Below are 14,113 nucleotides of genomic sequence, written 5' to 3'. Positions count from 1 at the left end.
TTTAGAAAGTAGGTCATTTTTATATACCATTTAAATGTAATTTTTTTGATAGGCTTAATGAAATCATTTACCTATTTTAAAAATGGTCTGCTAACCCTCATAACAGTTGCGACAATACCTACACCTATCATTATAAAAAGCATTGGCATCAATGGGAGCGCATAGCGATCATACGCAAGGTATAAACTATTGAAAAAGGTTTGGAATAAAATGTTTATCCATAAAAATGAATACTCTCTCCACCTTCTCCAACAGAATACAAATGCTAGGATCGAGCAAATTATGAAACCTGTTTTAATTGGATCATAAATTTTCTTCATATCTTCCCCAGATATATCAAAAATACTAATTGGAGTGCCTGGATAATAATATGCTTTTTCCCAGAAAATTTGTGGTTTTAAAATTAAATAACTTTTCAACATTGATTTTTTATCTGTATGCCACCATTCCTTAATACGGTCCATCGCTATTTCTTGTTGCTTCGCCATTAATTCATGCGCTTCTATACCCGGATATTTCGCAAGAAGTTCCGCATCAATTTCTTCCACACTTTTTCCAGGGGGATAACCTTCACCCTGATATGTGCCTAGTAATAACGGATTACCTGAACCTGCTGTAAGCGGGATAAACTTGTGAAATTGAACGTAATTACGTGCCCACCAAGGACCAAGCACAACAAATAATACCAATACACTAATAAGGGCTTGCTTTACCATTAGACGTACTGGATAACGTTTTAATACAAGATATATAAATAATAAAATTGGATATAAAGCGATTTGTACCCTAAAATATAGTGCTACAAAGTAGAATAATAAAATAATATAAAAATCTTTCATTGAATGCGTATCTGCTAATTTCAAGCTCCAATATAATAGCCCTAATGATAGAAATAGATACGGACTTTCTGTCAACGTCAAGTTCTCTACTACTACTTCAGGAGGGTATAACGCTAATAACAATGCGGCAATTAATCCTACTGCTGGATTTAAGATATATGTACCAATCTTATAAGTCATATAAATACTTAAGACACCAAAAGTTATCATAACTAATTTTGCACATAAAACACCAAGGCTTCCATGCCCAAATATGGCGAATATGCCTGCTAATAAAAATACTTGTCCAGGCATAATATGAATAGTTGGTTTTGTCGGATCATGATAAGTCAACATACCTGTTTCTAAAAAATTGACAGCATTTTTTTGATACATTAAGTCATCGCTACCAAGCGTCAAATCACTACCATATGTTTTTAAAGTCATTAACCGAAAGATTAGGCCAATAACTAGAATGATACCTAATATTATTAATTCAGGTCTTCGCATATACTTTTGTAACATTCTAAAGTTTCCTCCCTTTTATTACAATACATTTTTCTATTATAACCATCTTTCATATCTAACTTCTATACCTTTAATAATTATTATTATATACATTAAGTTGATTTACAAAGTTTATATGCGGTAAACTTATACAGATATTCTTTTCATTTTATTACTTATAAAAGGAGTTAATTTAAAAACATAAAAATTTGAGGAGTTAAAATTCTATGATGGAACAAAACCAGCTTGTCTCAGTTGTTATTCCTCTATACAATGCAGAGAAATATATTGAAGAGACAATGCAGTCAATACTGGATCAAACATATAAAAATATCGAAATTGTAATTGTAGATGATGGAAGTAAAGATCGGTCACCTTCTATCGTAAAAAATCTTGCTGAAAAATACCCAGGGCAAGTAAAATACGTTCATCAAAAAAACCAAGGCGTTTCGGTAGCTCGTAATACAGGAATTGAAAACGCTAGTGGAGAATATATTGCTTTCCTTGATAGTGATGACTTATGGCATCCAACTAAAATTGAGAAGCAAGTCGACAGTATACATAAAAACAACATGGATGCGTGCTATTGTGGTTATATGAATTTCTACGAAGAAACAGGCGAAAAGGTTGAACATACAACAAACTTTATTAAAGGTGATATGGCAAAAGCATTCCTAACACATCAAGTTGTTGCTCAAACAAGTACTTGGATTTTCAAGCGATCCATCGTAATGAATCATAACATTCGTTTTACACCAGGATGTAGTTGGGGAGAGGATTTGGAGTTTTTATTTAAACTTATGAGTGTGACAAATGTATGTTATGTCGATGAATACTTAACTTACTATAGAATCTTATCAGAAGGGAATCTTTCTTCTAAGTATAAAGATTATGAATTAAAAACGACAAAAGAGTTGGAAGTATTCAATCGTATGAAAGATTGGGTACATAATAAATCTCAAGATTTCATTACAAAAGACCCTCAGTCACTTATTGAGATTCTTGAGACTTATTTATTCCCTTATACAGTCATCAATAACGCTTGTATATATATTAAGGGAAACTCTCAATTAGATAAATCACAAGTTCAATTAATCAAAAAAGATATAAAGAAATATTGCCGTAAAATCTATTCAAAGAATGGAAAACGTAGTAAAAAACTATATGCAATGCTTTGGTTTGTACGAATTAAATTTCTGTTTTCTTAAACTGAAAATATAACGATACTCTCTCTTTCTGTGAACAAATCAAATTTACAAATAGGACAAGCTAACCGGGTCCTAAAGAATAGAAAGGTCTTTTCCCATGAAAACAAATAAAATTCTAAAAAACGCATCCTACCTCTTTGTAGGAAACATTACTGTCCGTTTTGTACTGGCTATTGCAACAATTTTCTTTGCAAGATATGTTTCTCCAAGTGATTACGGTATGTTTACAACTGCGTTAGCAGTTTCAGCTGTTATTTGTTACTTTACAGATGCAGGTTTGACACATACGTTTATGCGTGAAGGAACGAGAAGCGATGCTAATATTAGCGTGCTAATAAGTAGTTATTTACGTATTCGTTTAATATTAGCTATCGTAATTTCTGTACTTTTCGCTATTTGTGCCCAGTTCTTCTATCCCGATGCTTACTTACGTGCGATGGTATATTGGGTTGTTCTGCCAACAATGTTTGGAGCAACTTTACAAGGTGTTGGAATGGCTTACTTCCAAGTAACAGAACGCATGCAATTTACAGCTATTATTTCTGTACTACAAGGTGTAACAGCTGCTGCTGCCCTATTACTAGGGATGTCTTTCCAATGGTCACTTATGATGGTTGCTGCCATGTATGGGGTATCTAGTCTTGTAACAGGTGTTATCGCCTTTATAATGACAATACGTTACACGAAAGTCCATAAGGGTTGGGATAAAGGCATTTTAGATCAACTACTTATTTTCACAATCAATGGAATCATCATTATGCTCTTACCACAATTGGGCCCTATTATATTAGAAAAGGTTTCAACGTATAATCAAGTTGGATTCTTTGGGGCTGCATCTAAAATACCTGCTGTACTATATCAAATACCTGGGGTAATTGCAGCTGCCTTTTATCCAAGGCTGTTTGCTTTTGGTAATGAGAAAAATATTGAAGAACATAGAAAATTATCAAGTTTTGAATTAAAACTTATGTCTTTTTTAGGAATGGGAATTTCTATCCCCTTTATTGCTGATCCAAGTTTCTGGATTGTTAGTTTATTAGGAGAAGAATACGCTCCCGCCGGTGACGCTCTTGCTATTCTAGCGTTTATGGTTATTTTACAATCAATTAACTATCCACTAGCCGATAATTTAACAACGATTGGCCAGCAATGGAAACGTGCAACAACAATGACTATTGGATTAGTTGTTGCCATCATAGGTTATATTGTATTAGGTAGTAAATATGGAATGATGGGGGCAGCTGTCGCAGCTATCCTTACCGAAATTACACTATTAATCGGATTTACCCTCTTTATTCGTAAAGGCATGCAATTATTAGTTAAAGGAATTATATTTAATTCCTTAGCCTTTATTATTAGTTACGGTTTATACCGAATTGCATTAATTAACTTACCACCACTAATTGCTTTAACTCTTACTGGTATACTATACGGTATAATCGGAATTGTAATTGATCCTCAAATACGTGGATTCGTTTTAGGGTTTATAAAACAAAAATCAGGTGAAAAGGTAGTATAAAGTTAAGTTCCTTTTCAAAATCATGAAAAGGAACTTAACTTCTTTATTTACATCTGTTTTTCATATACATAATTACTTCTTTTAACCCATCATAATAAGAAGTTTTTGGTAACTCTCCAATACATTTCTCGTATTTCTCTCCACTTAATACAACTGGTTTTTCCGTCAAATATGGCATTTCCACAAATTCTTTCATCTGCTTATCAAACAGACCAATGAACTGGATCATTCCTCTTTTTACAGTTATTATTCGTTTGGTATATCCCGCTAATTCCCGTATGTGTTGAATCATTTCCTCACCTGTAATGACAACATAATCTGTTATGTTCCAATTTTGTCCATAAGCCTCATCATGTGAAGCTAATTTAACCATTGCTTTTGCACCATCTGTTGTGAAAATATATTCACGGGCAATCTTTTTATCTCCAACAAAGCTAGACATTTTATTTGTAAGTATTGCCTTTAATGTATGATGGACAAGTGTGCTTTTTGCATTTGGACCATAAAAGTCTGGGAAATGAGCAATAAACATTTGTACATTAGCTTGTTTTCAAAATATATACATTTTGAAATGATGGCATTATATGAAAGAATTTAGTATCATGATTCAAGGTACTATTTCAAGTTGGACGGAGGATACTATGAGCTTATTAACAGTTGAAAAATTAGGACATACATTTGGTGATCGTACATTATTTAAAGATGTATCTATGCGATTATTAGCAGGTGAGCACGTTGGATTAGTTGGTGCAAACGGTGTTGGTAAATCAACATTCATGAATATCATTACTGGTCAGCTTATTCATGACCAAGGTCGTGTAGAATGGACACCGGGCACACATTACGGCTACTTAGATCAGCATACTGTTTTAACGCCTGGACGTACAATCCGTGACGTACTAGCGGATGCATTTTTACCGTTATTCGAAAAGGAAAAAGCTTTAAATGAAGTTACAGAAAAAATGGGAACTGCTACACCAGAAGAACTAGAAGAACTTCTTGAACAAATGGCAGAAATACAAGATGCACTTGAAGCAGGTGGTTTCTATTTACTAGATATGAAAATTGAAGAGGCTGCACGTGGTCTTGGAATTGATGCTATTGGTTTAGATCGTGATGTTTCAGCACTAAGTGGTGGACAACGTACAAAGGTATTGCTTGCAAAGCTATTACTTGAACAGCCAGAAGTGTTATTGCTTGATGAACCTACTAACTATTTAGACGTTGAACATATTCATTGGTTAACAAATTATTTGAAAGAATACCCACATGCATTCTTATTAATTTCTCATGATACAGAATTTATGAACAAATGTGTTGATGTTATTTTCCATCTAGAATTCACAAAAATGACACGCTATACAGCGACATATGAAAAATTCCTAGAACTAGCAGAAATCAATAAAAATCAACATATAAACGCTTATGAAAAGCAGCGCGAATTTATCAAAAAGCAAGAAGACTTCATTGCAAAAAACAAGGCTCGTTATTCAACGACAGGTCGTGCAAAGAGTCGTCAAAAGCAACTTGATCGCATGGAACTTATTGATCGCCCAGAAACAGCAATTAAACCTGAATTCTCATTTAAAGAAAGTCGCGCAAGTAGTCGCTTCGTCTTTGAAGGTGAAAATGTAGAAATCGGATATACACATCCGCTACTACCAAAGCTATCAATGACGATCGAACGTGGTGAAAAAATTGCTATTGTTGGATGTAACGGTGTTGGTAAATCAACGTTACTAAAAACAATCTTAGGTAAAATTAAGCCTTTAAGCGGTAAAACAAGCCTTGGTGACTTCTTAGAGCCTGCATACTTTGAGCAAGAAGTTAAAGCTGACAATATAACACCAATTGATGATGTATGGAATACATTCCCTGGTTTAGACCAGCATCAAATTCGTGCGATGTTAGCAAAATGCGGATTAAAAAATGAACATATTTCTCGCCCATTAAGTCAATTAAGTGGTGGAGAACAAGCAAAAGTTCGTTTATGTAAGCTAATGGGTGAGGAAAGTAACTGGCTACTATTTGATGAGCCGACAAACCATCTTGATGTTACAGCAAAAGCGGAACTTAAGAAGGCTATGAAAGCATATAAAGGAACAATCCTCCTTGTATGTCACGAACCGGACTTCTATGAAGATTGGATTACAAAAGTTTGGGATGTTGAAGAATGGTCTCAAAATAGTAAATAGTCTTTAAGAAAAAACTCCTTGTGTAGACAAGGAGTTTTTTACTTATTTTTATTAAGAATTTTTTATATTGTAGTATCCTATAAGTCGTAATCGAAATTCTTTTAATTCCGGATACGCCTCTAAATTTGCTAACATACCTCTAATTACTGGAATTCTTGGATTAAGCAATCGTATTTCCGCCTCTAAAACATCTAACGTTACTAACAACTCATCATCCTCTAATTGATCAGCTAAACTACGCTTAAATACAATAATTTCTTTTAAAAAATGCTCTTTAACTTGTTCCTTAATAAGCTCTGATTTACAAAGGAATTCTCCAAGCTTTTCTTCATGTAAAATAGGTTCTTCCGAAGATTCTACCAAACCATCTACTAAATGATCTACTCTTTTTAAAATAAAAGCAGCGACATACGATAAATCAATTTCTGGTGCTTGTAAAATAATTAATTCTAAATAACCACGGCATATGCCTTCTACTATAATTACTAAATCCAATAAATATGGCATAACCTTTTCACCATAAATGGACAATAAACTATTCCGATAAAATGCATGAGACTCTAACTTCATCCGCATCATAAATTCTTCTACTTCTTTATTAAACGGAATTGCATTTTCTCTCGCATGCATAATAATAAATTCTTTATGCTTTTGTATATCATTAAACTGACAATGTAATTGTTTTGCAAATTTTTCACGTGGTAATAAAGACTCTTGTTCAATATCCAGCATTTTCTTTTGGATTTTGTCATAATAATATCGAAGTGTCGCTAATAAAAGCTCATCTTTCGATTTAAAATATAAGTAAAAAGCTCCCTTAGATATACCACTAGCTGTCACAATTTCCTGCACTGATGTCGCATTTACACCCTTAGTAGCAAATAACTTCATAGCCGATTCTATAATCAAACGCTCTTTTTCTTTCATATCTTCTCTCCTAAATTTAATCTCGCATCTTATTATAAATGTATTATACCATCTCTTTTTATTGACGATTGACCGAACGGTCAGTTATATTATGTATTAGACTGACCAGTTGGTCAATATAATAAAAAGGGAGCGCAAACATGAACAAAATCATCAATTTCTCGTTAAAAAATAAGTTCGCAGTTTGGCTACTAACCATTATTGTTACTATTGCCGGGATCTACTCTGGACTCAATATGAAGCTGGAAACAATTCCTGATATTACAACACCGATTGTGACAGTAACTACGGTCTATCCTGGTGCTACACCAGAAGAAGTAGCTGATAAAGTTTCAAAGCCGATGGAAGAACAACTACAAAATTTAAGTGGTGTTAACGTTGTGAGCTCATCATCTTTTCAAAACGCATCTTCTATTCAAGTAGAATACGATTTTGATAAAAATATGGAAAAAGCAGAAACAGAAATTAAAGAAGCTCTCACAAATGTAAAGCTCCCAGAAGGTGTTAAAGATCCTAAAGTTTCACGAGTAAACTTCAATGCCTTTCCTGTTATTTCGTTAAGCGTAGCAAGCAAGAATGAATCTTTAGCTACCTTAACTGAAAATGTAGAAAAGAATGTTGTACCAGGATTAAAAGGACTTGATGGTGTTGCATCTGTCCAAATTGCTGGCCAACAAGTAGATGAAGTACAGCTTGTCTTCAAGAAAGATAAAATGAAAGAACTAGGACTAAGTGAAGATACTGTAAAAAATGTTATTAAGGGATCGGATGTATCTTTACCACTTGGCTTATACACATTTAAAGACACGGAAAAATCAGTTGTTGTAGATGGCAATATTACAACGATTAAAGCATTAAAAGAACTTAAAATCCCAGCTATACCTTCCTCACCTAACGGTCAAGGTAGTCAAAATGCTGGCGCTGGTGCACAAACGCCGCAAATGAATCCAGCTGCTATGAACGGGATTCCAACAGTTACATTAGAAGAAATTGCTGACATTAAAGAAGTTGGGAAAGCAGAATCTATTTCTCGAACAAATGGAAAAGAAGCAATTGGAATTCAAATTGTGAAGGCCTCTGATGCAAATACAGTTGATGTTGTAAATGCAGTAAAAGATAAAGTAAAAGATCTTGAGAAAAAATATAAAGATTTAGAGATCATTTCAACATTCGACCAAGGTGCACCTATTGAAAAATCAGTTGAAACAATGCTAAGCAAAGCAATTTTCGGTGCTATCTTTGCGATCGTTATTATCATGCTGTTCCTACGAAATATTCGAACAACGTTAATCTCTGTCGTTTCAATACCACTTTCTTTATTAATTGCTGTTTTAGTCATAAAGCAAATGGATATTACGCTTAACATTATGACACTTGGAGCAATGACCGTTGCTATAGGCCGCGTTGTCGATGACTCAATTGTTGTTATTGAAAATATTTACCGACGTATGTCGTTATCAGAAGAGAAATTGCGCGGAAAAGATTTAATTCGTGAAGCTACGAAAGAAATGTTTATCCCAATTATGTCTTCTACCATCGTAACAATTGCTGTATTTTTACCACTTGGACTAGTAAAAGGTATGATTGGTGAAATGTTCTTACCATTTGCCTTAACTATCGTCTTCGCTTTATTAGCATCATTACTAGTAGCAGTTACAATCGTACCGATGCTAGCTCATTCCTTATTTAAGAAAGAGAGCATGAGGGAAAAAGAAGTACATCATGAAGAAAAACCAAGTAAATTAGCAAATGGGTATAAACGCATACTTGCATGGGCTTTAAATCACAAAATTATTACATCAAGTATCGCTGTCCTTCTATTAGTTGGTAGTCTTGCACTTGTACCAGTTATCGGTGTAAGTTTCTTACCTTCTGAAGAAGAAAAAATGATTATCGCAACATACAACCCTGAACCAGGTCAAACGTTAGAAGACGTTGAAAAAATTGCAACAAAAGCTGAGAAGCACTTCCAAAATAATAAAGACGTCAAAACAATTCAATTCTCATTAGGTGGCGAAAACCCAATGAGTCCTGGTCAATCAAACCAAGCAATGTTCTTCGTGCAATATGATAACGACACGAAAAACTTTGAAAAAGAGAAAGAACAAGTCGTTAAAGATTTACAGAAGATGTCTGGCAAAGGCGAATGGAAAAGCCAAGACTTCGGAGCAAGTGGCGGTAGTAACGAAATTAAACTATACGTTTACGGAGATAGCTCAGAAGACATTAAGCCTGTTGTAAAAGATATTCAAAATATCATGAAGAAAAATAAAGACTTAAAAGATATAGATTCTAGTATTGCAAAAACGTATGCAGAGTACACTTTAGTCGCAGATCAAGAAAAGCTGAGTAAAATGGGCTTAACGGCTGCTCAAATTGGAATGGGACTTTCTAATCAACATGATCGCCCTGTTCTGACAACAATTAAAAAAGACGGTAAAGATATCAATGTATATGTAGAAGCTGAAAAACAAAATTATGAAACAATCGATGACTTAACAAATCGTAAAATTACAACGCCACTTGGTAATGAAGTGGCTGTGAAAGATGTTATGACTGTAAAAGAAGGTGAAACTTCGAATACAGTGAAACACCGCGATGGCCGTGTTTATGCAGAAGTAAGTGCAAAACTAACATCTGATGACGTTTCAAAAGCATCTGCCGCTGTTCAAAAAGAAGTAGATAAAATGGATCTTCCTTCTGGCGTAGATGTTTCTATGGGCGGCGTTACAAAAGATATTGAAGAATCATTTAAGCAACTTGGCTTAGCGATGTTAGCTGCGATTGCCATTGTATACTTCGTTCTTGTCGTTACATTTGGTGGTGCCCTTGCACCATTCGCAATTTTATTCTCGCTACCATTTACAATTATCGGAGCTCTTGTTGCCTTATTAATCTCCGGTGAAACATTAAGTGTGTCTGCAATGATTGGTGCGCTTATGTTAATCGGTATCGTTGTAACAAACGCAATCGTGCTTATCGACCGCGTTATTCATAAAGAAAATGAAGGACTATCAACACGTGAAGCTTTATTAGAAGCTGGTGCAACACGCCTTCGTCCAATTTTAATGACTGCAATTGCAACAATCGGTGCTCTTATCCCGCTTGCACTAGGATTTGAAGGTAGTGGCTTAATTTCTAAAGGACTTGGTGTAACGGTAATTGGTGGATTAACAAGTTCAACGTTATTAACACTTCTTATTGTTCCAATCGTTTATGAAGTATTAAGCAAATTTAAAAAGAAAAAAACAAAATAACAAAAAATAACCTCGCTAACTGCGAGGTTATTTTTTATTTCCAAACAAGATTAGGAAATCACCATAGCCTTCTTTCTCTAATTCCTCTTTTGGAATAAATCGAAGAGCTGCGGAATTAATACAGTAACGAAGGCCATTTGGTCCTGGACCGTCTGGAAATACGTGCCCAAGATGTGAGTCTCCTTCTTTACTTCTCACTTCTGTACGTGTCATATTATGACTCACATCCATCTTTTCTTTCACACTTGCTGACATAACTGGTTTTGTAAAACTAGGCCATCCACATCCACTATCAAATTTGTCTAGAGAAGTAAATAGCGGCTCACCTGAAACGATGTCTACATAAAGACCTTCCTCTTTATGGTTCCAATACTCATTTCGAAATGGTGGTTCTGTACCATTTTCCTGCGTTACATAAAACTGCATCTCATTGAGTTTTTCTTTTAAATGAGCATTATCCTTTGGCCAATGTTGCTTAATAAAAGCATCTCGTCCTGAGCCTTTACGATATAACTCATAGCGGAATGTGTTTTTCTTATGATATCCTTGGTGATATTCTTCAGCTGGATAGAATGTAGCTGCTGGTAGTATTTTTGTCGCAATTGGTTTTGAAAAGCGTCCACTCTGCTCAAGCTCTTCTTTTGAGGCCTCTGCTTTTTTATGTTGTTCTTCATTATGATAAAAAATCACCGTTTCATAAGACTGTCCGCGGTCGTGGAATTGTCCACCAATATCGGTCGGATCAATTTGTCTCCAATATATATTTAACAATTCCTCATACGGCATTTTATTTGCATCAAATGTAATTTGTACTGCCTCATAATGTCCCGTCGTTTCTGAACATACTTCTTTATACGTTGGATTCTCTTTATGACCACCTGTATAGCCAGAAACAACCTTTATAATCCCTTCCATCTCTTCAAATGGCGAAACCATACACCAGAAGCACCCTCCAGCAAATGTAGCCAATTCTATCTTTTCATTTACAGCCATTACTTCACCCCTATTCTATGTTCTGCTTACAGTATGGCATAAGAAACATCATATTATAAAAGAAAAAGCACCGAACATCGATGCTTTTTCTTTACTTCACTTTATTTTTTCCAACATCCTTCTCCATTTCATCACTTGTCACGTCTAAAACATCTAATAAGAAGATGAAGATTGGAATACCGATAATTAATCCCCATACACCTAAGAAGTGTTCTGAGAAGATTAATACCATAAATGTATAGAAAATCGGTAAATTTGTTTTTTGCGACATAAACTTCGGGTTTAATACGTAACTTTCAAGCGCATGAATCACTGTTACGATAACCAAAATATAAACAACGTACATGATACCGCCAATATTGTAAGCAATCATACAAAGTGGGAATAACGAAATGATAACCCCCGCTACTGGAATTAAGCCCAGCAAGAAAATCATTAACGCTAAACCTAGTAATTGTGGGAATCCTAATATCCATAATGCGATAACTGAAAGAACACAGTTAACAACAGCAATTAAAAATTGCGCTTCGATTACCTTTCCAAATGAACGTGCAAATTTCTTTCCGAAGTACTCAATTTCAGTATAGAAAATTGCAAGCCTGCTTTCTTTAAACTTTGCAGTAAAACCGACAATACGAGATTTTTCTAATAAGAAAAATAAACTCAAAATTAAAGAAAGTAAAACTTGAAGGCCAAATTTACCAACATTCGTAATCGATTTATACAAAATGTCTACGCCTTGTCCTACATATTTAGAAAGCTCCATATGATTGACAGCATTAACTGCATACTTAATTAGTTCACTATCTGGTGGGTTTCTTAAAAATACATTGAATTGGTAAATCAGTTGTGAAATTTGTATCGTCAATACTGGTAAATATTTAAATAGCGTAATAGCAATTCCACCAATTAACATTACATATAGAAATGCTATAATAATTTTTCGATTAATAGGCATGAAATGATCTAATTTGCGTGAAATAAACTTTTGGAATCGATCCATTAAATACGTGAGAATAAACGTAATTAATATTAAATTCAACATACTTTGCAGCCCGTATAACACGAGAGCAAGTATTACTAATACGAGTAACCTCTGAAATCCTTTGCTTTGAAACAGGTTTTTTATTTGCATAATCGACGAATACTCTCTCCTGTCCTATAAACTAAAACGTTAATAAGTAGATTTCTCTCTCTTTTCTACTTTTAATTATTCATTCATATTAAGATTTTTATAAACTCATTATATGCCTACCTTACCAGGTATATAGTAGCCTACTTCTTATTTTACAATACAATGACCTAATTCAAAACGTATTCTACATAGTATTAATGAAGATTTAAGGAAACTTACATTTTTTAATAGGTCTTACCACTACTGTAACATAAAAAGCAAGCTATCAGTAGAAATCTGTTCTACAAATAGCTTGCTTTTCTTATTTTTTAAGTAAGTTTTACTATCCAATGAATGGCATGAACATTGGGATGACAACTACTGTTACAACCCCAACTACCGTTACAGCAATACTTGCCATCGCTGCCTCTACCTCACCCATTTCAATTCCTACTGCAACTCCTAATGCATGACCCGCTGTTCCAAGTGCTAAACCTTTTGCAATCGGATGTTTCACTCTAAATGTTTTTAAGAATAATGCTCCTAATGCGTATACGATAACTGCGTTGAAAATAACTGCAAACGATGTAATTGCTGGAATACCACCAATACTTTCTGAAATTGGTAACGCAATTGCTGTTGTTGCTGCTTGTGGTAGCATTGAATTCATTACTGCTGTATCTAAACCGATTGCTTTTGCAACAATGAACACGACAATTACTGAGCAAATAGATCCAACCACGATAGCTGATAAAATTTGCCACCAATATTTTTTCAACTTATCAACTTGTTTATATAGTGGGATAGCGAATGCAATTGTTGCTGGCTCTAAGAAGAAACTAATCATTTTTCCGCCAGTATTATATTCTTCAAAAGTAAAGTTACCTACCTTTAGAAATACAATCCCTAATACCATCGCTACGAATAATGGTGTAAATAGGAAGAACCCTTTTGAATGCTTGAATAATAATGTTCCGATTCCGTATGCGATTAATGAAACAACGATTCCGAAATATGGAGTCATTGTGCTTGCCATGTTCATTACCTCCCAACAATATATAAATACAATGGTTACGCAACCTTTCCGTGCTTGCGTCCTTTATTTACTACTTTCAATTCTTTTGTATCTTCTGTTTCTTTTTCATCTTTTCCTAAAATAAATTGTGCAAATAATCCTGTTACAGCGAGTAAAATAACTGTCGCTACAACAATTACAGTTAAAATTTGTACAAAGTATTGCCCCATTACACCAAGAGAATTAATAACTGAAATACCTGATGGGACGAATAAGAATCCAATAATACCTGTTAAAGCTGTTCCGAGTGATTCAACTTGCTCCAATTTAATAACTTTTAAACATAATAGACTAAATAAAATAACTAACCCGATTACCGATGAAGGCATTGGAATTGGTAAATGTGTTGCAATAATATTAGAAATTAACATAATAGCTGAAAATATGAATGCTTGTGATAAGAAACTATATACTTTTTTCGTACTCATTTTGGCCACCTCTTTCGATTTGGTACCTTTATTGTATAGAATATAACCGCCTAAGTAAGCGTTTACATAACG

10 protein-coding genes and 1 pseudogene are annotated in these 14,113 nt (G+C 34.3%); 4 read left to right on the top strand and 7 right to left on the bottom strand.

The window, feature by feature from the left end; translation table 11 throughout:
- Nucleotides 1–71: 71 nt before the first annotated feature.
- Nucleotides 72–1,343 carry a glycosyltransferase family 39 protein gene (locus IQ781_RS15940; protein ID WP_000939653.1) on the bottom strand — a complete coding sequence of 424 codons (1,272 nt, stop codon included), beginning with the start codon at nucleotides 1,341–1,343 and terminating at the stop codon, nucleotides 72–74.
- 209 nt (nucleotides 1,344–1,552) lie between these two features.
- Between IQ781_RS15940 and IQ781_RS15935 the strand changes: the two genes are divergently transcribed.
- Both IQ781_RS15935 and IQ781_RS15930 read left to right on the top strand, forming a co-directional pair.
- A complete protein-coding gene (locus tag IQ781_RS15935; protein WP_000970540.1) occupies nucleotides 1,553–2,533 on the top strand; it encodes a glycosyltransferase family 2 protein in 981 nt (326 codons plus the stop codon).
- A gap of 97 nt (nucleotides 2,534–2,630) precedes the next feature.
- Nucleotides 2,631–4,052 carry an oligosaccharide flippase family protein gene (locus IQ781_RS15930; RefSeq protein WP_000856127.1) on the top strand — a complete coding sequence of 474 codons (1,422 nt, stop codon included), beginning with the start codon at nucleotides 2,631–2,633 and terminating at the stop codon, nucleotides 4,050–4,052.
- Nucleotides 4,053–4,095: 43 nt separating this feature from the next.
- Here the strand turns inward: IQ781_RS15930 and IQ781_RS15925 are convergent.
- Nucleotides 4,096–4,602: pseudogene (locus IQ781_RS15925) on the bottom strand (NAD-dependent epimerase/dehydratase family protein); the annotation flags it as partial.
- A 91-nt stretch (nucleotides 4,603–4,693) separates the two neighbouring features.
- On the opposite strand from IQ781_RS15925, the gene IQ781_RS15920 reads away from it, so the two are divergent.
- Nucleotides 4,694–6,247 carry an ABC-F family ATP-binding cassette domain-containing protein gene (locus IQ781_RS15920; RefSeq protein WP_000055410.1) on the top strand — a complete coding sequence of 518 codons (1,554 nt, stop codon included), beginning with the start codon at nucleotides 4,694–4,696 and terminating at the stop codon, nucleotides 6,245–6,247.
- A gap of 51 nt (nucleotides 6,248–6,298) precedes the next feature.
- Here IQ781_RS15920 and IQ781_RS15915 read toward each other — a convergent pair whose 3' ends face one another.
- Nucleotides 6,299–7,174 carry a TetR/AcrR family transcriptional regulator gene (locus IQ781_RS15915; RefSeq protein WP_000659645.1) on the bottom strand — a complete coding sequence of 292 codons (876 nt, stop codon included), beginning with the start codon at nucleotides 7,172–7,174 and terminating at the stop codon, nucleotides 6,299–6,301.
- Between the two features lie 140 nt (nucleotides 7,175–7,314).
- On the opposite strand from IQ781_RS15915, the gene IQ781_RS15910 reads away from it, so the two are divergent.
- Nucleotides 7,315–10,431 carry an efflux RND transporter permease subunit gene (locus IQ781_RS15910; protein ID WP_139847012.1) on the top strand — a complete coding sequence of 1,039 codons (3,117 nt, stop codon included), beginning with the start codon at nucleotides 7,315–7,317 and terminating at the stop codon, nucleotides 10,429–10,431.
- A 27-nt stretch (nucleotides 10,432–10,458) separates the two neighbouring features.
- Here the strand turns inward: IQ781_RS15910 and msrB are convergent, their stop codons facing one another.
- The 4 genes from msrB to lrgA all read right to left on the bottom strand — a co-directional run bounded on the left by msrB (nucleotide 10,459) and on the right by lrgA (nucleotide 14,041).
- On the bottom strand, nucleotides 10,459–11,424 hold the full coding sequence (gene msrB, locus IQ781_RS15905; RefSeq protein WP_000290145.1) for a peptide-methionine (R)-S-oxide reductase MsrB: 966 nt from the start codon (nucleotides 11,422–11,424) through the stop codon (nucleotides 10,459–10,461).
- Between the two features lie 91 nt (nucleotides 11,425–11,515).
- Entirely contained in the window at nucleotides 11,516–12,559 is a 1,044-nt protein-coding gene (locus IQ781_RS15900) for an AI-2E family transporter (RefSeq protein ID WP_001166010.1), read from the bottom strand.
- A 322-nt stretch (nucleotides 12,560–12,881) separates the two neighbouring features.
- On the bottom strand, nucleotides 12,882–13,574 hold the full coding sequence (lrgB, locus tag IQ781_RS15895; RefSeq protein ID WP_000168869.1) for an antiholin-like protein LrgB: 693 nt from the start codon (nucleotides 13,572–13,574) through the stop codon (nucleotides 12,882–12,884).
- 35 nt (nucleotides 13,575–13,609) lie between these two features.
- A complete protein-coding gene (gene lrgA / locus IQ781_RS15890) occupies nucleotides 13,610–14,041 on the bottom strand; it encodes an antiholin-like murein hydrolase modulator LrgA (protein WP_000104901.1) in 432 nt (143 codons plus the stop codon).
- Nucleotides 14,042–14,113 lie beyond the last annotated feature (72 nt).

Source organism: Bacillus sp. N447-1, assembly GCF_022701035.1.
GTDB lineage: Bacteria > Bacillota > Bacilli > Bacillales > Bacillaceae_G > Bacillus_A > Bacillus_A cereus.
This window is presented reverse-complemented; position numbering and strand designations above follow the sequence as displayed.